Here is a 19,514-nt window from a genome sequence, read left to right as displayed (position 1 = left end):
GGCCGCGGCGTCTTGTCCTGCACCCGCGCCGTCGATGCGGTTTTCCGCATACATCGGTGGCAGCGTGGCTCAGTAGGTGCCCACGGTGACCCGCAGCACCGGCGGTGCGTCGCGCACGAAGTTGAGCCCGTAGTCGGTCTGGTCGCCGTTGAGCAGCCGCTCGAACCGCCACTGACCATCCACGTAGCGGCCCTGCTCCACCCGCAGCAGCTGGCCGTGCAGCGCGTCGGAGGCCACGCGGACGAACTCGGCCCGCGCGGCGAAACCGGTCAACAGGAACTGGTCGGCGGCAGTCTGCACCACCAGCAGGCGACCGGCATGGTCGCTGTTGCCTGGCAGGATGGGGTCGGCATCGCCCCAGTACGGCGCGCCGTAGGACACCTGCACCTGCCAGTCGCCAAACGTCAGCGTGCGGCGGGGCTGCCCCGGCTGCTCGGCCACGGCCTGCAGCCGCCCCTCGAAGGCGGCCTTGGCGCTGATCCGCTGCAGCGGTGCCAGCTGGCCGAAGTTGGCCGCATGGGCCGCCGTGGCCGCCTGCTTCTCCGGCGAGTCCAGCCCGTCCATGCCGAACACCGAGAAGCCGATACCGCCCTGCCCCAGCACATGGAACAGGTACGGCGCGGTGGCCGGCTCGAAGCCGGTTTCGGACACCCACGCGGGGTTGTCCGGGCGGGCGTACTGGCCGATGACCTTGGTGTACTCGTTGTAGTCGCTGGTGTAGATGTCGGTGCCGATGAAGTCGATCGACGGGGTGGCCGCACGCCACAGATCGAACACGTTGACGGTGGCCCCGCCCGAGGGGTAGTCCACGCCGGGGAACTTCTTGCCCTTGTAGCGCAGCCAGGTGTTGACATACATCGGCATGTCGTAGGCGCGCTTGCCGGCTGCCGCGACCTGTTCGATGTAGTGCGCCGTGCCGTAGGCATTGAAGGCCTCGTCTGCTTCGGCACCGAATACCTGCTGCCAGCTGCCCGCCGGCTTGCCCAGCCGGGCGGTGATCGCCGCAGGCACCGGTTGGGCGAACGCGGCGTTGGCGGCGGCGCCGTGGTCGCGGACCGCCCCCACCGTGCCCGGTTCGTTCTCGACCTGCACCAGGATGACGGTATGGCGCTGGCCATCGACCTTGCGCAGGTGCTGCATGAGTGCGGTGAACGCGCGCGCATCGGCCTCCACGTTCGCGCTGGCATATGGCGACAGCACGTCCACCGGTTGGCCGCGCTCGTCCAGCGTGCGTGGGTAGGTGCGCGCATCGCGCTTGATCCACTCGGGCACGTAGTGCATCTGGCCGTTCTTCCAGCTGCCGAACCAGAGCAGCGCAACGCGCAGGCCACGCCTGCGCGCCTGCTCAAGCAGCGCATCGACATTGGTGGTGTCGTACTGGCCCGGCACGGGTTCGAACTGCTCCCAGTACACCGGGGCCTCCACGGTATTGGCGTTCAGCGCCACCACCTGGTCCAGCGCGCCCGGCAACACCGCCGGCCATGCGCTGGAGTTGTGCAGCTGCGCGGCGAGCACCGTGTACGGCGCGCCATCGACCAGCAGTGCATGCCGGCCATTTTCTGTGACGAACCGCGGCATCTGTTCGGCCGCCATCAGCGGCGCACTCAGCATGCCCAGCAGGGCGAGGCAGGCAGCGGCGCGTCGGCGCGGACGGGTCGCGGTGGGTCTCCGCGCGATGCGTGGGGGAGCGGTCATGGCAGGGGGTCCGTGCGGGAATTCCAGTGGGGTGTCGGCGCATCCATCAGGTGGCGGACGAAGAAGTCGAACTGGCGGCGTGTCACGTAATCGATGGGTCCGGTGGAGCGGCCCACCGAGTGCTCACCGCCCGGCACGTTGAGCAGGTCGAAGTCCTTGCCGGCCTTGATCAGCGCATCCACCACCTGCGCGGTGGAGGCCGGGTCGACGTTGCTGTCCTGTTCGCCCACCACCAGCAGCAGGTCGCCACGCAGCCCCGCCGCGTTGACCACGCCGGAGGCGCGCGCGTAGCTGTCGTCCACCGGCCAGCCCATCCACTGCTCGTTCCAGCTGATCTTGTCCATGCGGTTGTCGAAGCAGCCGGCCATCGCCACGCCCACGGTGTACAGCTCCGGGTGCTGCTCCAGTGCCCCGAGCGTGCTCTGGCCGCCAGCGGATGCGCCGTAGATGCCGACACCACGGCCGATGTCGTAGGACGGGTCCCTGGCGGCGAGCGCCTTGTGCCAGGCAATGCGATCCGGGAAGCCGGCGTCGCCCAGGTTCTTCCAGGCCACGTCGTGGAAGGCCTTGGAACGGTGGGCCGTGCCCATGCCATCGATCTGCACGACGATGAAGCCGAGGTCGGCCAGCGCCTGCATGCCGATCTGCTTGTCGCCGCCGGCGTGGTAGCCAAACGGCCAGAAGGTCTTGGGAACGAACGCATCATGCGGCCCGGCGTAGATGTTCTCGATGACCGGATAGCGCTTCGACGGATCGTAGTGGCGCGGCCTTACCACCATGCCCCAGATGTCGGTGCGTCCATCGCGGCCCTTGGCCACGAACGTCTCCGGCGCCTTCCAGCCCGCAGCGAGCAGGTGCGAAATGTCGCCCCGCGCCAGCACGCGCACCAGGCGACCGTCGATGGCGCGCAGCTCGGCCACCGGGGCCAGGTCCGGGCGCGAGTACACATCGACGTAGTAGCGACCGTCGTCGGCGATGGAGACATCGTGATCGGCCACGGCGGTGGTCAGCCGGGTCAGATGGCCACCATCGAAATCCACCTGGAACAGATGCCGCTGGTACGGGTCGCCACCTGCATCCATGCCACTGGCGCTGAACCAGATGCGGCGCTGCGCATCGTCCACATGCAGCACGTCGCGCACGACCCAGTCGCCGCGGGTGATCTGCTGCAGCACCTTGCCGGTGGCCCCGTCCACCCGGTACAGGTGCCGCCAGCCGTCACGCTCCGAAATCCACAGCAGTTCCCTGCCCTGCCCGTTCACGTCATGGACGAAGGTGCGGTCGGCGGGAATGAACGTGCTCGAGGTTTCCTCGATCGCCGCGTGCGCCCTGCCACTGTCCGCGTCGACGGCCACCACGCGGACGGTCTGGAAGCCGCGCTGCACATACTGGATGCTGAAACCGCTGCTGTCGGCGCGCCACTGGATCGGCTCCAGCGCATATGGGTTGGCGAGCAGCGGGGTGGTGATGTCCCTGCGGCCGCCGGAGACGTCGAACAGCACGGGCTGTTCGATATCCACCGCATCGCCGGGCTTGGGATAGAGCTGGGTCTGCAGCACCGGGTGCAGCTGTCCCGGTGGCGAGGTCTCGACACGGGTGACCCGGCGCTGCAGGCCGGGCGTGACCCGGTACGCGGCGACGTGGCGTGAATCGGGCGACCAGGCGAGCGTCTCCGGGTCATAGAACGCATCCGCGCGTCCGTCCTGCGTGAGTGGCGTCTCGCTGCCGTCCGCCACCCGGCGCAGCACCAGGTTGTCGCCATCGGCGTAGGCCTCCCACTGGCCGTCCGGCGAGCGCCGTGGCGCGTTGTCGGCCGGCACGCGCAGGTCGCGTACCACGCCGAACCCGCGTGGGCGGCCGGTGGCCGGCTGCGCGGCGCAGACGTAGGTGGTCAGCGTGCAACGCCAGCCCGAATAGTCGCTGTCGAGATGGAAGGCGATGGCGCCATGCGGATCGGTGCCGTCCGCGACGTAGGTGAAGGACGAGAACGGCAGCTTCAGCGGTGCCTGGGAACGCTGGGTGGCCGTGGACAGGCCCTGTGCCAGTCGCGCCGCATCGAACGCCGGCTGCACGGCATCATTGTCGGGCGTTCCTGTCACGAAGGCGAAACCGCCGTCGACGGTGTGGCGGTAGTAGAAGCGGCCATCGCTGCGCCACTGCGCCGGGAACGCCACGTCGCGGGTGAGGCCGCTCCAGGCCTCGCGCAGGCCGAGCGAGCGCTGGTAGTCGGCGGCATCCGGTGCGGCATGGGCGGTGGCCGCAGCCGCTGCGATGCAGGCGACGGCAAGGGACTGCAGCACCCTACTCGCCATCGTCTTCCTCCAGCTTGAGTTCGCCGCTGGTCAGCCCGCTGCGCGCGCCCCAGTGATAGATGAAGAACGCGATCACCGCCACGCACGCGGTATCCCACGGGTGGCTGATCACGCCGATGCCGCCGAACGTGCCCAGCCACGACACCAGCATGACCAGCACGAAGAAGGCGATCAGCCAGGCGGAGCTGCGCACCTGCCGCAGCACGCGGGCGCGACGCGGCGGGTTGAACAGCTGCGACACCACGTAGCCCGCGTAGACCACCACCTGCAGGCCCAGCAGCCACGACACCGTCGTCCAGGTCGACCAGTACACGATCAGCGCGGCGATCATGAACGACAGCGGCCCCAGCACCGCCAGCCCTTTCACCCGGAACGGGCGCTCCAGGTCCGGCGCACTGCGGCGAAGCGCGGCCACCGTGACCGGCGCGATCGCGTAGCTCAGGACCAGCGCCGCCGAGACCACGCCGATCAGCGTTTCCCAGGACGGGAACGGCAGCGTCCAGAACACCGACAGCGCAAAGCTAAGCCACAGTGCCGGGCGCGGAATGCCCGACTTGGCATCCACCCGGGTCAGGATGGACAGGAAGCCGCTGCTGCGGGCCCAGCCGTACACCACGCGCGGGGTGGCGTTCATGTAGATGTTGCCGGTGCCACTGGGCGAGACCACGGCGTCGGCCACCACCAGGGTGGCCAGCCAGCCCATGCCCAGCGCCAGCGCGATGTCGCGATACGGCAGCGAGAACACCTTGTCCATGCCTGCCCAGCCGTTGGCCAGCACGTCGCCCGGCACCGCGCCCAGGAAGGACACCTGCAGCAGCACGTAGATCACGGTGGACAGCGCCACCGAGAGGATCAGCGCGATGGGAATGGTGCGCTGCGGATCCCGCACCTCGCTGGCCACCGACACGATCGGGGTCAACCCCAGGTACGCGAAGATGATGCCGCCGGCCGAGATCGCCGCCTCCACGCCGGCCATGCCGGACGGCGCGAAGCCCTGGCTGGTCAGGTTGTCGGGATTGAAGTGCGACACCAGCAGCACGATCACCAGCAGCGGCACCAGGAACTTGAACACACTGATGATGTTGTTGGCGCGGGCGAACGTCTTGACGCTGAAGTAGTTGAGCAGGAAGAACAGCACCAGCAGGCCGAACTGCAGCAGCCAGCCGAGCAGCGTGGGATGGCTGCTGCCAGGCTTGCTCAGCGACGGGAACCAGGCGGCGGCATATTGCCGGCAGGCCTCCACTTCGATGGCGATCAGGCTGGAGAACGCGATAAGCGTGATGAAGCCGGTCAGCCAGCCCAGCAGCGTGCCATGCGAGTACTCCGGGTAGCGCACCACGCCACCGGCGCGCGGCAATGCCGCCCCCAGTTCGCAGTACACCAGTCCCAGCAGGAACACCGCGATGCCGCCGATGATCCAGGACAGGATGCCCGCCGGCCCGGCAATGGAGGACACGTGGCTGGCCGCGAACAGCCAGCCCGAGCCGAAGATGGAGCCCAGCCCGATGAAGGTCAGGTCGGTCAGGCTGAGGCGTTTGTGGAACTTTCCTGCTGAAGCCATGGAGGTCCTCCGGTGGAACGGTGCGGGCCGGTGCCGTTGCGGCAGCGGCGCCGCAGCGTGCAGGCGAAGGGGTGTTCGATGCTTCAGTGCGGAGCGTCAGCCCAGGGCGATGTACCGCCCTCGGCGATGAAGCGGTCGATCCGTGCGTCCAGTACCGGCAGCGGCACCGAGCCCAGCGAGAGCACCGCATCGTGGAAGTTGCGGATGTCGAACGTGTCTCCCAGCGCGGCTTCGGCCTTCCTGCGCAGGGTCAGGATCTCCAGCTCACCCAGGTAGTACGACAGCGCCTGCCCCGGCCACGCAATGTAGCGGTCCACCTCGGTGGTGATTTCGTGTTCGCTCAACGCGGCGTTGTCACGCAGGTAGGCCAGCGCCTGCTCGCGGCTCCAGCCCTTGCTGTGCACGCCGGTGTCGATCACCAGCCGCGCCGCGCGCCACATCTGGTAGGTCAGGTAGCCGAAGCGCTCGTAGGGCGTGGTGTACATGCCCATCTCCTGGCCCAGGTATTCGCAGTACAGCGCCCAGCCCTCGCCGTAGGCGGAGATGTAGGTGTAGCGGCGGAAGTCCGGCAGGTCCGTATCTTCGGCGGCCAGCGACATCTGCAGCGAATGGCCGGGCGAGGATTCATGCAGGGTCAGCGCGGGCAGCACGTACAGCGGCCGCGACGGCAGGTTGTAGGTGTTGAGCCAGTAGGTGTCCAGGCCGCCCCGGCCACCGGTGTAGAACGGCGCCAGGTCGTCCGGCACCGGCTTGATGGTGAAGCGCTGGCGCGGCACGCGGCCAAAGTACCGGCCCAGGTTGCCGTCCATGGTTTTGGCGATCCACGCCGCATGGTCCAGCAGCTGCTGCGGGGTCTTGGCATAGAACTGCGGATCGGTCCGCAGGAAGGTGAGGAATTCGGCGAAGCTGCCCGTGTAGCCGACCTCGTCCATCACCGCCTGCATCTCACGGCGCAGGCGTGCCACTTCCTGCAGCCCGATCTGGTGGATCTGCGCGGGGTCCATGTCATTGGTGACGAACTCGCGGATCTGCGCGCGGTAATACGCCTTGCCGTCCGGCAGCGCCTCGCCGGCCAGCGTGGTACGCGCCTTGGGCACGTATTCCTCGCGCATGAAACGCAGCAGCCTGTCGTAGGCGGGAATGACGCTGCCGGCGATCGCCGCCAGCGCCTGCTGGCGCAGCGCGGCCTGCTGTGCAGCCGGAATGCTGGCCGGCATCTGCTTGAACGGGGTGTAGAACAGATTGGCCTCGCCCTTGGCCTCCACGACGTCGGCGATTGACTGGTCGCGGCCGGTGAGCGTCACCCGCGGCTGGCTGAAGCCACGCGCAAGACCGGCCCGCATGTTGGCGGTCTGGTCGTTGAAGTAGCGCGGAATATCGGCCAACTGCGCCAGATAGCGTCGATAGTCGTCGGCGCTGCGGAAGGTGCCGCGCGCGGTGAAGCCCAGGTTGGTCCAGAAGGCGGTGTCGCTGTTGAACGGCATCTCCCAGGCACGGTAGTGCTGCTGGTCCAGCAGCACGTCGATCTGCTGGCGGTACACCTGGTAATTCACCTGGTCCTGCGCCGACAGCTGCGCCTGCGGCACCGCATCCAGTTCCCTGCGCACCTGGGTCCAATACGCGGTGCGCATCTCCTGTGTGGCCGGATCGACCTTGGGCAGGTGGTCGGCAGGCCGGCCACCGCCGTTCTCGTCGTCGCCGCCGGCATCCTGCTGCGCGCGCCACGCCCACTCGCGGGTGTACAGCGCCTTGAAGCGTGCGGCGGCATCGTTGGCAGGCGCCGCACCCGCGGTGGCCCCCGCGGGTGCGGCATCGGCGGCGGGTGCCACCAGGGCGGTGGCGCTGATGCCCAACAGCAGGGCCAGGGACAGCGGGGAGCGCAGGTTCATGGGGTCTCCTTGGCGGTGGCGGTAGCGACCGGCGCGGCCTTGGCCTGGGCGATCCACGCATCGATGCGGGCGTCGAGCAGGTCCAGCGGCATTGCGCCGCCGCCGAGGATGGCGTCATGGAACGCGCGGATGTCGAAGCGGTCGCCAAGCGCCTGCTCTGCCTTCGCGCGCAGCGCCAGGATGTCCAGCTGGCCGATCTTGTAGCCCAGCGCCTGGCCCGGCCAGACGATGTAGCGGTCGGTCTCGGCCTGGATGCTGGGTTCGTCGTCGGACGGATGGGCGTGGAAGAAGTCCACCATCTGCTGGCGGGTCCAGCGCTTGTAGTGCACACCGGTATCCAGCACCAGGCGGTTGGCACGCAGCAGCTCGCCGGCCAGGTGGCCGTATTCGCTGTAGGGGTCCTTGAAGAACCCGACCTCCCCGGCCAGCTGCTCGGCATACAGCGCCCAGCCTTCGATGAAGGCGTTGTAGCCGGCCTGCTGGCGGAACGGCGGCAACGGCAGCGTCTGCGCCAGCGATATCTGCAGGTGGTGGCCCGGCACGCCCTCGTGGTAAGCGGTGGTTTCGATGTTGACCAGGGTGCGGTCGGTGGCGTCGTTGGCGTTGACCATCACGATGGCCGGCTTGCTGCCCTGCGGGTTGCTCTGCCAGTACTCCGCACCGGGCGCCTCACGCCGGAACGCCGGCATGCCCTGCACCTCCAGCGGCGTCTTGGGCAGCGTGCCGAACAGCTTGGGCAGCTCCGGTTCCATGTCGGCGATATAGCCGCGGTACAACGCCAGGATCTGCTCGCTGTAGGTGGCGAAGTGGTGCTTGTCCGTGGCGACCGCCTTGCGGAACGCGGCAAGATCCTTGAAGCCCTGCGCCTTCGCGATGCGGGTCATCTCCCCTTCGATCCGCGCGACTTCGTCCAGCCCGATCTGGTGGATCGCGTCGGGTGATTTTTCCGTGGTGGTCTGGGTGCGGATGGCGAACAGGTAGCGCTTGTCGCCGTCGGGCAGCGACCAGATGCCTTCCTGTACCCGCCCCTGCGCCGCGTATTCGTCCTTCACGAAGGCGGCCAGGCGGGTGTAGGCCGGACGCACCTGCGCGTTGATGGCGGCGATGAGCTGTGTGCGAATGGCCTCGCGCTGCGCCGCATCGGGTACGGCCTTGTCGAGCTTCTTCAGCGGCGAGGCAAACGCGCTGTCGGCGCCCGCGGGTGCGGCGATGCTGGCGATCTGCGCCGGCAGCCGTTCAAGCAGGTAGCGCGGCTGCACCAGCCCGTCCTTCGCACCCTGCCGCGAGACCTCCACAATCTGGTCGAGCAGCGCCGGAATGGCCTTCAGGCGCGCGATGTAGTCCTGGTAGTCCTTGGCGTCCTCGAAGGGGAACGCATCGCCCATGCCGGCCAGGCCGAGCTGGATGCCGCCCACCGGTTCGAGCGGCATCTCATGGTTCTTCAGGTCGATGGCGGTCAGCCGGTCACGCAGCTGGCGCAGCATCATCTGCAGGCTGAGCTGGCGTTGTTCGTCCAGTGCCGTGGCATCCACCGCTTCAAAGCGGGTGAGCAGGTCGACCGTGGACGCCCGGTCGGCGGCAACCGCGGCCAGGCTGTAGTCCGTCCAGCGGTCGTTGTAGCGTTTGTCCCCGATGATGCTGGCGAACTCCGGGCTGTGCGCCAGCTGGTACTGCCACTGCTGGTCGAGCAGTGCATCGAAGGCGGCGGACACGTCGGCCTTGGAGGCGGCAGCTGCAGGTGCTTTCGTGCCTTCCGACGGCGCGGTGGTCGGCTGACACGCGGTCACCAGCGCTGCAGCAAGCAGGCCGATGGCGAGAGGACGGAACAGGGCCATGCATCTTCTCCAGTAACAGGAATCACAGAACTCGGCACCTCGCCAACGCGCAGGGCGCCGGCGGGTGCACTGCCCTCAGGCAAACGGCTGATCGATGGCCGGCGACGGTGGCGTGAACCACTGCGCGCCGTGCCCGGTCACGAAAAAGTGGTCTTCCAGCCGCACGCCGAACGCGCCCGGCACCACGATCATGGGTTCATTGCTGCAGCACATCCCGGGCTGCAGTACGGTGTCGTTGCCGCGGACCAGATACGGCGCCTCATGGATGGCCAGGCCGCAGCCATGCCCGGTCCGGTGCGGCAGCCCCGGCAGGCGATAGTCCGGCCCGAGCCCGGCTGCTTCCAGCACCGTGCGCGCGGCGGCGTCAACCGATGCGCAGGTCACGCCCGGCCGCACCGCGTCGAACGCAGCGGCCTGCGCCGCGTGTTCCAGTGCCCAGATACGCCGCTGCTCATCCGTAGGCGTGCCGAAAATCCAGGTGCGGGTGATATCCGAGTGGTAGCCCTGCACGGTGCACCCGGTATCGATCAGCACCAGCTGGCCTTCCTCCAGGTGCTGCACCCCCGGAATGCCGTGCGGGAACGCGGTGGCATGCCCGAACTGCACGATGCAGAAGGTGGAGCCGTTGTCGGCACCGAGCGCACGGTGGGCCTGGTCGATGAAGCGCACCAGTTCATCCGTGCCGATGCCTTCGTGTGCGATCCGCGCCGCCAGCCGGTGCACGTGCAGCGTCATGTCGCAGGCCTGCTGCATCAACGCCAGCTCCGCTGCTGACTTGCACATGCGACAGCCATCGATGATGGCCGTGGCGTCACGGATGGCGCTCGCATCCAGGTGCCTGGCGAGCCCGGTGTGGACACCGAAGGCGATGCCCGGATCGAGCGCAAGTGTCTGCGCCCCGCGTTCGGCCATCAGCTGTACGACGCTCGCATACGGGTCGTCGTGCTCTTCCCACAGCCGTTTGTCGACGGGGATGCGGAGCACGGCATCCAGAGACCCCTCTTCAAACACCGGGCAGACCAGCAGCGGGTCGCCGCTGAGGGTCAGCAAGAGCCCGACCAGGCGTTCGGTCGCGCCCCACGGAACCCCGGTGAAATAGCGCAGCGAGGTGCCTGCGCCGACCAGCAGCGCGTCCACGCCCTGCGCCTGCATCACTGCGCGCGCCTGCGCGATACGGGCCTGGTACTCGTCCGCGCCGATGGCCGGCGCCCGGTGTTCCCACGGGGCCAGCAAGGCCTGCGCCTGGGCCAGGGTCAGCCCGCCGATCTGACCGCTCATGCGCCGCCGCCCACGTCGGCCGTGCTGCCGACGCCGTCGATGGTGCGCTGTACGCCGCCCGGGTTGCGGTCGCGCAACTCCGCCGGCAGCAGCGCATCCGGCACGGCGTCATAGCTGTGCAGGGCCGCGAAACGGTGGATCGCGCCCGGCATGCCCACCGAGGTGAAGCCCGGATGGCCGGTGCTGGGGAACGGACCGCCATGATTCTGCGCGGCGCTGACGGCCACGCCGGTCGGCATCCTGGAATTGATCAGGCGGCCAACGCGGGCGCGCAGCACCGGTGCGATGCGTTGCCACGCCGCGTCGTCGCTGCCATCGGCAGCACGGTACAGCGTGCCGGTCAGGTTGCCGTCGAACGCCGCGGCCACCTTCACCATGGCGTCCACATCGGGCACGCGCACCAGCAGGCTGACCGGGCCGAACGCCTCGGTCTGCAACGCCTGCGGCTGCGCGAGGAACGCATCGTCGTCCACGCTCAGCAGGGTCGGCGCATGCCGGTAGCCGCCCTCGCCCACCGCGCCGCCGGCCAGCAGCGCGGCACCAGCCCCGCGCAGGGTCGCGATGCCCTGCGTGAGGTGATCCAACCCACCCTGCGAGAACAGCACCATCGGTGCGGCCGCTTCAAAGTGCGCGGTGGCCGCCGCAACGAACGCATCGCCGTCGGCGCTGCGCGGCACAACCACCACACCGGGGTTGGTGCAGAACTGCCCGCTGCCCAGCGTGCAGGAGGCGAAGAATTCCTGCGCCAGGGCGTCACCCCGTTCGGCCAGCACGCCGGGCAGCATGAAGACCGGATTGACGCTGGACAGCTCGGCATAGAACGGTACGCCGGCCGCATCCGCCGCCGCCTTCAGGGCCAGGCCGCCGCCCCGGCTGCCGGTGAAGCCGATCGCACCGAGCCGCGCGTCGCCGGCCAATGCCACGCCCAGCGCGTTGTCGAACTGATAGAGCAGCTGCACTGCCGCAGCCGGCAGGCCTGCTGCCAGCAGCGCGGCATGCGCCAGCTGCGCCATGCGCTGGCTGGTGGCCGGGTGCAGCGGGTGCGCCTTGGCGATGACCGGGTTGCGTGCGGCGATCGCCGAGGCGAAGTCGCTGCCGGCGATGGCGTTGAACGCGAACGGGAAGTTGTTGGGGCCGAACACCAGCACCGGCTTGGACAGCGGCGCGAGGTGCGCGCGCAGCCCGGCCGCGGTGTCGATCACCGGCTGGGTCCAGCTGTAGCTGCGTACGGCGGCCGCGGCCTGCCGAAGCTGGCCACTGGTACGCGGCAGTTCGTTGCCGCGCAGGCGCGTAGGGGCCGGCAATGCGGTTTCGGCGTGCGCCAGCGCCACAAGCGTTTCCGCGTCGGCATCCAGCGCATCGGCGTAGGCCTCCAGGAACGCGGCGATGCGTTCGACCGGTGCCGCTGCCAGTTCGGCCGCGACGGCACTGGCCGCCGCGACCGCGGTGTCGATGTCGGCCGCGCCACTGATGGGGAACGCAGGCCCGATGGACTCGCCGGTGGTGGGATCCGCGGCGCGGAAGCTTCCCTGCAGCGACAGGCTCGGTTGCCAGCGTCCCGCCAGCAGGAGCGGTTCGACATGGGTCATATCAGGCCTTCTTGGTTGCGATGGCGTGGTCGATGATGGCAAGGGCCTCGGTGCGTTCCGCGCCTTCCACCACCAGGCGTGGTGCACGCACGGTTTCGCTGCCCAGGCCGACCTTGGCCTGCACCAGCTTGATCAGCTGGACGAACTTGGGCACGGTGTCCAGGCGCAGCAGCGGCAGGAACCAGTTGTAGAGGTCGGCGGACGCCGCGTAGCCGCCGTCGCGGGCGAGTTCGAACAACGTCACCGACTCCACCGGATAGGCGTTGACCAGGCCGGCGATCCAGCCCTCCGCGCCCACGGCGAGGCCTTCGACGATGGCGTCGTCCATGCCCACCAGCAGCACCAAGCGGTCGCCCAGCAGTTCCTTGATGGCGGCGAAGCGGCGGATCTCGCCGGACGATTCCTTGACCGCTTGCAGGTTGGCGAATTCGCCCGCGAGCTGCGCGATCTGTGCCGGCAGGATGTCGGTGCGGTAGGCCACCGGATTGTTGTAGAGAATGCACGGCAGGTCGGTGGCACCGAGCACGGCGCGCGCATGCGCGGCGGCCTCATGCCAGTCGGAGGTGTAGACGTACACCGGCAGCACCATCAGCCCACCGGCACCGACGGCCTTGACCGCCTGCGCCAACTTCACCGCCTCATCGGTGGACAGCGCGGCGATGCCCGGCACCACCGGCACCCGGTCGCCAACGGCCTTGACCAGGGTGGCGACGATGGCGACCTTCTCATCGAAGCTCAGCGTGGCCGCTTCGCCCAGCGACCCCAGCGGGACGATCGCGGTGGAACCCGCATCGACCAGCTGCACCGCGTGCTTGGCAAGGAAGGCGTGGTCGACGCTGCCGTCGGCATGGAACGGGGTGGTGATGGCGGGCAGGACGCCCTTCCAGAAAGAAGCATTGCTCATGGATGTATCCCTTGCGAGTCGTCGGTGAAGGAGTCGGCCAGCGCCGCGAGGCGGACCGGGAACAAGGGCGGCCGGCGGCCGCCATCGGTGGACAGGTCGGCATCGCCCAGGCCCAGTTCGGCCAGTGCGGTGCCACAGATGCGGCCCTGGCAGGCGCCCATGCCGCAGCGAGACGCCAGCTTGGCGTCGCGCGTATCAGTGAACCCGCGCAGTTCACGCAGGGGGACGTCTTCGCAACGACACACCAGGGTGTCGTCCTGCGCCAGTCCGTGGACCCGCGCATCGAGCGCGAAGCTGCGCTGCAGCTGGGTGGCGAAGGCGCGTACACGGCGGCGACGGGGTTGCAGCGCCTCCGCGGCGGCGGTGGCACCGGCCGCCATGTGCCCGGCGATGGCACCTTCGATCCGGGCGCTGTCGCGGCCGCCGATACCCAGTGCCTCGCCGGCGGCAAAGACAGTGGGCACGCTGCTGCGCAGCTGTGCATCGACCGCTACCTGCGGGTGCGCGCCGTGGCGCTCCAGCCGGCAGCCGAGCAGCTGGGCCAGTTCCGTGTTGGGCACCAGCCCGTAGCCAACGGCAAGCTGGTCGCAGGCGATGCGGCGGCGCCCACGCGGGCCGTCAATGTCGATTTCCCGCAGCCGCGCATCCCCATGCGCGGCCACGACCACGCTCCCCGCGTGATAGCCGATCCCGGCCAACTGCAGGCGCAGCGCGGCGGCCTGCACGGCCTTGCCCGGCCAGCGCGGCAGCTGCAGCGCGAACCCGGTGAGCGCACGTCGCGACGCCTGCTCGTGGATGCCAAGCACCTGCGCGCCGTGGTGGCGCAGCGTGGCCGCACTGGCCAGCAGCAACGGTCCACTGCCGGCCACGACCACGCGTCGGCCCGCCAGCGGCCAGCCCTGCTTGGCCAGCGCCTGCGCCCCGCCGGCGCCGGTCACGCCGGGCAGCGTCCACCCGGGGAACGGCAACAGCAGTTCACGCGCACCGGTGGCCAGCACCAACGTGCGGTAGTGCAGTTGCCGGGCGCCACCGGGGCTGTCGGCCAGCAACCAGCCCGGCTGCGCCAACGTCACCTGGGTCTGCGCCAGCCATTCCACCTGGCCGCCGTCCACGATGGCGAGCGCACGCTTCGCCACGGCCGGTACCCCGTGCCGCACATCGTGGCGCCAGACCTGGCCGCCGGCACGCGGCTGCGCATCCACCAGCCCCACTCTCGCCCCATGCGAGGCGGCGGCCCGTGCGGCGGCAAGCCCAGCCGGACCGGCGCCGACCACCAGCACGTCGTAGTGCAGCACCTGCGGTTGGCGCACGGACTCAGCCATCGGTGAGCACCTCCATGCCATCGCGCGCCGGCGTCATGCACGCACGCACCTGGGCAACGCCATCGATGCGCACACGGCACTCGAAGCACACGCCCATGCCGCATACCGGCGCGCGCGGTTCCCCACCGCGCGATATCCGGAACGCGCCACCGGCCAGTGCGACGGCCACGGCCACCGTGGCGCCGTCGGGCACCTGCACCTGCTGCGCGTTGACCGACAGGCACACGGTGGCGCTCATGCGGCCATCCCGGTGACGGCGCGGTCCGGCCGATACGGCGTGGGGTCGATGGCCGGCGTGCTTCCCAGCAGGCCGTCCACGATCAACCGCGCGGTGCCCAGCGCCGTGGTGACGCCCAGCCCCTCATGCCCCGCCGCGACCCAGACGTCGCGGCGGCCCGGCACCTGGCCCACGTAGGGGCGGCCATCGGGCGTGGCCGGGCGCAAGCCGGTCCAGATGCGGATCGCGTGCAGCTCACGCAACACCGGCAGGAACGCGAACGCCTGGTCCAGCATCTGCCGCAGCAGCGGCAATGAGACCTCGCGGTGGGAAACGTTGAACTGCCGCGACGAGCCGATCAGGATCTGCCCGGTCGGTCGCGGCTGCACGTTGAAGGCAACGCTGGTCTCGGCATCGCCGTGCGCGGAATCGGCGTAGTCCAGCGCCAGCAGCTGGTGATGCACCACGCCCGGGTAACGGTCGGTGATGACCAGCTGGCCCTTGCGCGGCCGCACCGGCAGTTCCGGCAGCAGCTGCGGCAGGTCCACGCCGGTGGTGACCAGCACCGGGCCGGACAGGACCTCGCCGTCATCCAGCCGCACCCCGTGGTCAAGCAACGCCACCACGCGGCGCCCGGCATGCAGCCGCGCACCGCGCTGGCAGGCCTGGTCCACCAGGTAGCGCGCCATGCGCGGCGGGTAGACCACCGCCTCGCCCGGTACCCGCATGCCACCGGCCAGCCCGGGCACCAGATTGGGTTCAAGCGCATACAGCTGCGCGGCATCGATGCGCCCGGCAACGATCCCGGCCTGGGCCAACCGGGCGATCTTGGCCGGAACGGCCTCCAGCTCGCGCGCGTTCCGCGCCACCCACAACGTGCCACAGCGGCTGAACTCGGCATCCTTCAGCTGTGCGTAGCGTTCCCACAAGCCCAGCGAATAGGCCGACAGCGCCAGTTCCGCCGGGTCATCATCCATCGCCACCAAGTGCCCCATCGCCGCCGCCGTGGCGCCACCGCCGACCGGGCCCGGCTCGACCAGCGCCACGCGCAGGCCTTCCGCCGCAGCGGCTTCGGCACAGGCTGCGCCGACAATGCCGGCACCGACGATGATGAGGTCGTGGGTGTTCATGGGTGGGCGGAGGTCTCCGCGCCGATGCCCCACGCAAACGGATCGGCCGGGTCGATCACCAGCTGCGCGCGGGCGGTGATGTAGGCGGTGCCGGTGATGCGCGGCGCTATGCCACGGCCGCTGGCACGGTAGCTGCCTTCGAAGGCGGTGCCCAGGATGCCCTGCTGGATCCAGCGCGCCCCTTCGGCAAGCTTGCCGTCGGCGGCCAGGCAGGCCAGCTTGGCACTGGTGCCGGTGCCGCACGGCGAGCGGTCGTAGGCCAGGCCCGGGCACAACACGAAATTGCGCGCCTGCCCGCTGCCGTCCGGCGCGATGCCGTTGACTTCGATATGGTCGATCTCACCGCCCTCGGCGCCGGTAATGCCGGCCGCCTCCAGTGCCTGCCGGATGGCTTCGGTATAAGCGGTCAGCTCACGATGGTGGGCGAGCTCCAGCACGCACGGGCTCTGTTCGGTGATGAAGAACCAGTTGCCGCCCCAGGCGATTTCGCCGCGCACGCGGCCATGGCCGGGCACCTCCACCTCGACCGCGCTGGCATGCCGGTAGCTCTCCACGTTGTCGACCGAGACGTTGCCTGCCTCGTCAAGTTCGACCCCCACGGTGCCGACCGGGGTTTCGATCAGGTGCTGGCCGGGGCCGATCCGGCCGAGCTCGGCCAGGGTGCGGACCACGCCGATGGTGCCGTGGCCGCACATCCCCAGGTAGCCCACGTTGTTGAAGAAGATCACGCCGATGCTGGCGCGCGGATCCCGCGGCGGCAGCAGCAGCGCGCCAACCATGGTGTCCGACCCGCGCGGCTCGCAGGCAATGGCGCTGCGCCAGTGGTCGAAGTCGGTACGGAAGCGCTCGCGGCACTGCGCAAGGTCGCCGTCGCCCAGGCTGGGGAAACCGGAGATCACGACACGGGTCGGTTCGCCGGCGGTGTGGGAGTCGATCACGTCGATGGTGTGCATGGCAACGATGCTCCCATCCGACCGCCGTGGCGACTAGCGCGGAATGGCGTTGGCAAATGCGGAAATCTGCACAATCGCACTGCGTGGCAGGCGGCCCGCTTTGCGCTAGGATCGGAGTCACGTGCCCCCAGCAGAACGCCAGTGGATTCGATGGACGTCAACCTTTCCGGCAACGAAATGCAGTCGTTGTTCGATGAACTCCCCGAAGTCGTGTTCTTCATCAAGGACCAGGACGGGCGCTATACGCACTGCAACCTGACCCTGGTGCGGCGCCTGGGCCGCAAGCAGCGCAGCGACGTGATCGGCAGAACGCCGCTGGAACTGTTTCCCCTGCCGCTCGGCGGCAGCTACACCATCCAGGACCGACGGGTGCTGTGTGGCGAGGTCATCGACAACCAGCTGGAAGTGCACCTGTACCCCAACCGCATGCCGGGCTGGTGCCTGACCTTCAAGCGCCCCGTGTGCCAGGGCGAAGAGGTGTCCGGGGTCATCGGCATCTCACGCGACCTGGGCCAGCCCGACAGCCGGCACTCCGCGTTCGAGCGCTTGAACAAGGTGCTGGAACACATGCAGAACCACTACGACGAGCAGCTGCGCGTGCAGTCGCTGGCCAACCTGGCCGAGCTGTCCGTGGCCCAGCTGGAGCGCCACTTCCGGCGCGTGTTCCAGGTGACACCGCAGCAGCTGCTGACCAAGCTGCGCATCGAAGCGGCGATGCGGCTGCTGCACGGCGACGAGAGCATTGCCAGCATCGGCCAGCAATGCGGGTTCGCGGACCAGAGCGCGTTCGCGCGGCAGTTCAAGGCCACGGTGGGGATGTCGCCGCGTGACTATCGCGGCATAAAGGGACACCTGTAACGCCAGGTTGCTCCGCGCAGGCAGGCGGGGTGTGGCGGTACTGTTTGGTGCCGCGCAGCCACGCAGGGCGTGGCTCTACCGTTTGGTGCCGCGCAGCCACGCAGGGCGTGGCTCTACCGTTTGGTCAGGTCTGGGCGTCAAGCCTTTGACGCCCCTGTTGCTTGTCAAAGCAACGCGTAGCACTTAAATTTGAATAAGGCCAGGACCTTGCTCGCAGTTTGTGTTGCGACTGCTTCATGAAGCAAGTGTCATCAGCGCCATCAGGGGTTCAGGGGAATCAGATGCGTATTACGTGTATCGCGGCGGCCATCGCTGCGTCGCTCGCTGCCGGGCCGGTGTCTGCGTTGGCGCTTGCCGACCGTCCGACGGACAACGTCGCAGCTGATGCGACGCAGCCGACGGCACAGGCGTCGCCCGCCACCGGCACGGTGCAGGTGCGGGGCTTCCGCGTGCTCGATGTCGCGTCGCATCCCGAAGCCGGCATCGACCCCGCCAGCATGCAGGCGGTTGCCGATCGCGCGTTCGCCGAACTTGCCGACGGACAGCCGGTGGCTGCGCTGCGGTTCGACCAGCTGGAGGCTGTCGCCGACGCCGTGACACGCGCGTACCGCCAGGCCGGCTTCATCGTCAGCCAGGCGTACCTGCCCCAGCAGACGGTGGGCGACGAGCAGATCGTCGAGATCCGCGTGCTGGAAGGCCGCGTCGGCCAGGTCATCGTGCAGGGCGCGTCGCGCTACCGCGCCGGCACCGTGTCCGCCGCGCTGCGACCGCTGCAGGCACAGGCGCTGCGCAAGCAGGACGTGGACGCGGCGCTGCTGTATGCGCGCGACCTGCCGGGCGTGTCGGTGCAGGCGGTGCTCAAGCCCGGCGAGAACCCGGGCGAGACCGATGTGGTGCTGGTGGCCAGTGAATCGGCGCGCCCCTACGTGATCAGCCTGGGCGGCAACAACTACGGGACCGAGCAGACCGGCCGCTATCGCGCCGAGGCCGGTATCACCTGGAACAGCCCGCTTGGCGTGGGCGATGTATTCGCGGCCAACTACGCCTACTCGTTGGCGCCCCGGCAGAGCCAGATCGGGGCGCTCTCCTATGGCGTGCCGGTATCGGCCGTGCCGGGGCTGGGCGCGGTGGTGGGGGCCAGCCGCAGCGAACTGGAAGTGCGCAACGGCGTGTTCGCCAGCCTGGGGCTGAAGGGTCCCACCTCGCTGGTCTATGCCGGCACCGACTGGAAGTTCATCAATCGTGAACAGCTGCAGGTGCAGGGTTCCGCGCGCGTCCTGCGTGAGCAGTCCAAGCTCAGTGCACTGGGCCTGGACCTCTCCAACCAGAAGTTCGACGTCGCCGAACTGGGCGTGTCGATGCGCCGCACCGACATGGCATGGCGCGGCGTGGACCTGGTGCAGCTGAGCGTCCGCCAGGCGCTGCGTGACCGCACGGCGCCCGGCGACATGATCACGCCGGACCGCGACAGCCATTTCACGATCGCGCGCCTGTCTTACACGCGCATGCAGTTCCTCAGTCGCAGCCAGCGCCTGTACGTCAAGCTCACTGGTCAATACACCGACGACACCCTGACCCCGATGGAGCAGTTCGCGGTGGGCGGCCCGGACAGCGTGCGGGCCTACCCCGTGTCTGACGCGCTGGGTGACCGCGGCTACTACGCGGCGCTGGAGTATCACGTGGATGCCCCCGGATTCGGTGACGCAGTGTCGCCGTTCGATGGCCGGCCATGGCGCGAGCTGCTGGAGTTCGACGTGTTTGCCGACCACGCGCGCGTCTTTGCCAGCCATCGAAACGTGGCACCCGTGACGCTGGAGGGCGCCGGCGTGGGCCTGACCTTCCGCCTGCCGCAGTACGCCAACTTCGAGTGGCGCATCAGCGCGGCGCTGCCGACCGGACGCCGCAAGGCCACCGACGGCCGCGACGACGCCCGTCTTTACACGCGTTTCGGTTTCACCTTCTGAGGATCTG

14 protein-coding genes are annotated in these 19,514 nt (G+C 69.1%); 2 read left to right on the top strand and 12 right to left on the bottom strand.

The window, feature by feature from the left end; translation table 11 throughout:
• Positions 1-69 precede the first annotated feature (69 nt).
• From RT456_RS01210 to RT456_RS01155, 12 genes are all read right to left on the bottom strand, one after another.
• Entirely contained in the window at positions 70-1,695 is a 1,626-nt protein-coding gene (locus RT456_RS01210; protein WP_313341417.1) for a DUF5597 domain-containing protein, read from the bottom strand.
• A complete protein-coding gene (locus RT456_RS01205) occupies positions 1,692-4,007 on the bottom strand; it encodes a DPP IV N-terminal domain-containing protein (protein WP_313341415.1) in 2,316 nt (771 codons plus the stop codon). The genes RT456_RS01210 and RT456_RS01205 overlap by 4 nt, the downstream gene beginning before the upstream one ends.
• Entirely contained in the window at positions 3,997-5,568 is a 1,572-nt protein-coding gene (locus tag RT456_RS01200; protein ID WP_313341412.1) for an APC family permease, read from the bottom strand. Before RT456_RS01200 ends, RT456_RS01205 begins: the two co-directional genes overlap by 11 nt.
• 83 nt (positions 5,569-5,651) lie before the next feature.
• Positions 5,652-7,457 carry a DUF885 family protein gene (locus tag RT456_RS01195; protein WP_313341409.1) on the bottom strand — a complete coding sequence of 602 codons (1,806 nt, stop codon included), beginning with the start codon at positions 7,455-7,457 and terminating at the stop codon, positions 5,652-5,654.
• On the bottom strand, positions 7,454-9,292 hold the full coding sequence (locus RT456_RS01190; RefSeq protein WP_313341406.1) for a DUF885 family protein: 1,839 nt from the start codon (positions 9,290-9,292) through the stop codon (positions 7,454-7,456). Before RT456_RS01190 ends, RT456_RS01195 begins: the two co-directional genes overlap by 4 nt.
• Positions 9,293-9,367: 75 nt before the next feature.
• Positions 9,368-10,570 (bottom strand): Xaa-Pro peptidase family protein, encoded by a 1,203-nt coding sequence (locus RT456_RS01185; RefSeq protein WP_313341403.1) that lies wholly within the window; start codon positions 10,568-10,570, stop codon positions 9,368-9,370.
• Positions 10,567-12,159: an aldehyde dehydrogenase family protein gene (locus RT456_RS01180; RefSeq protein WP_313341399.1), complete on the bottom strand. Its 1,593-nt coding sequence runs from the start codon at positions 12,157-12,159 to the stop codon at positions 10,567-10,569. Before RT456_RS01180 ends, RT456_RS01185 begins: the two co-directional genes overlap by 4 nt.
• Before the next feature lies 1 nt (position 12,160).
• Positions 12,161-13,063: a dihydrodipicolinate synthase family protein gene (locus RT456_RS01175; protein ID WP_313341396.1), complete on the bottom strand. Its 903-nt coding sequence runs from the start codon at positions 13,061-13,063 to the stop codon at positions 12,161-12,163.
• A complete protein-coding gene (locus tag RT456_RS01170) occupies positions 13,060-14,385 on the bottom strand; it encodes an FAD/NAD(P)-binding oxidoreductase (RefSeq protein ID WP_313341392.1) in 1,326 nt (441 codons plus the stop codon). The genes RT456_RS01175 and RT456_RS01170 overlap by 4 nt, the downstream gene beginning before the upstream one ends.
• Positions 14,378-14,623 carry a 2Fe-2S iron-sulfur cluster-binding protein gene (locus RT456_RS01165; protein ID WP_313341389.1) on the bottom strand — a complete coding sequence of 82 codons (246 nt, stop codon included), beginning with the start codon at positions 14,621-14,623 and terminating at the stop codon, positions 14,378-14,380. Before RT456_RS01165 ends, RT456_RS01170 begins: the two co-directional genes overlap by 8 nt.
• Positions 14,620-15,732 (bottom strand): FAD-dependent oxidoreductase, encoded by a 1,113-nt coding sequence (locus RT456_RS01160; RefSeq protein ID WP_313341386.1) that lies wholly within the window; start codon positions 15,730-15,732, stop codon positions 14,620-14,622. The genes RT456_RS01165 and RT456_RS01160 overlap by 4 nt, the downstream gene beginning before the upstream one ends.
• On the bottom strand, positions 15,729-16,685 hold the full coding sequence (locus RT456_RS01155) for a proline racemase family protein (protein WP_313341383.1): 957 nt from the start codon (positions 16,683-16,685) through the stop codon (positions 15,729-15,731). The genes RT456_RS01160 and RT456_RS01155 overlap by 4 nt, the downstream gene beginning before the upstream one ends.
• Positions 16,686-16,826: 141 nt before the next feature.
• Between RT456_RS01155 and RT456_RS01150 the strand changes: the two genes are divergently transcribed.
• Complete coding sequence (locus RT456_RS01150) at positions 16,827-17,543, top strand: AraC family transcriptional regulator (protein WP_313341380.1); 717 nt, start codon at positions 16,827-16,829, stop codon at positions 17,541-17,543.
• A gap of 287 nt (positions 17,544-17,830) precedes the next feature.
• Positions 17,831-19,507 carry a ShlB/FhaC/HecB family hemolysin secretion/activation protein gene (locus tag RT456_RS01145; RefSeq protein ID WP_313341895.1) on the top strand — a complete coding sequence of 559 codons (1,677 nt, stop codon included), beginning with the start codon at positions 17,831-17,833 and terminating at the stop codon, positions 19,505-19,507.
• Positions 19,508-19,514: the final 7 nt, after the last annotated feature.

The organism is Stenotrophomonas sp. (assembly GCF_032099025.1).
Lineage (GTDB): Bacteria > Pseudomonadota > Gammaproteobacteria > Xanthomonadales > Xanthomonadaceae > Stenotrophomonas.
The sequence above is the reverse complement of the archived record's forward strand: the minus strand, read 5'-3'. Positions and strand labels throughout refer to the sequence as shown.

Bases quoted from the DNA above. Each gene is read 5' to 3' on its own strand.
- RT456_RS01155 (WP_313341383.1), bottom strand. From the start codon at position 16,685: ATGCACACCATCGACGTGATCGACTCCCACACCGCCGGCGAACCGACC.
- RT456_RS01185 (WP_313341403.1), bottom strand. From the start codon at position 10,570: ATGAGCGGTCAGATCGGCGGGCTGACCCTGGCCCAGGCGCAGGCCTTG.
- RT456_RS01180 (WP_313341399.1), bottom strand. From the start codon at position 12,159: ATGACCCATGTCGAACCGCTCCTGCTGGCGGGACGCTGGCAACCGAGC.
- RT456_RS01210 (WP_313341417.1), bottom strand. From the start codon at position 1,695: ATGACCGCTCCCCCACGCATCGCGCGGAGACCCACCGCGACCCGTCCG.
- RT456_RS01205 (WP_313341415.1), bottom strand. From the start codon at position 4,007: ATGGCGAGTAGGGTGCTGCAGTCCCTTGCCGTCGCCTGCATCGCAGCG.
- RT456_RS01165 (WP_313341389.1), bottom strand. From the start codon at position 14,623: ATGAGCGCCACCGTGTGCCTGTCGGTCAACGCGCAGCAGGTGCAGGTG.
- RT456_RS01175 (WP_313341396.1), bottom strand. From the start codon at position 13,063: ATGAGCAATGCTTCTTTCTGGAAGGGCGTCCTGCCCGCCATCACCACC.
- RT456_RS01195 (WP_313341409.1), bottom strand. From the start codon at position 7,457: ATGAACCTGCGCTCCCCGCTGTCCCTGGCCCTGCTGTTGGGCATCAGC.
- RT456_RS01190 (WP_313341406.1), bottom strand. From the start codon at position 9,292: ATGGCCCTGTTCCGTCCTCTCGCCATCGGCCTGCTTGCTGCAGCGCTG.
- RT456_RS01200 (WP_313341412.1), bottom strand. From the start codon at position 5,568: ATGGCTTCAGCAGGAAAGTTCCACAAACGCCTCAGCCTGACCGACCTG.
- RT456_RS01170 (WP_313341392.1), bottom strand. From the start codon at position 14,385: ATGGCTGAGTCCGTGCGCCAACCGCAGGTGCTGCACTACGACGTGCTG.
- RT456_RS01160 (WP_313341386.1), bottom strand. From the start codon at position 15,732: ATGAACACCCACGACCTCATCATCGTCGGTGCCGGCATTGTCGGCGCA.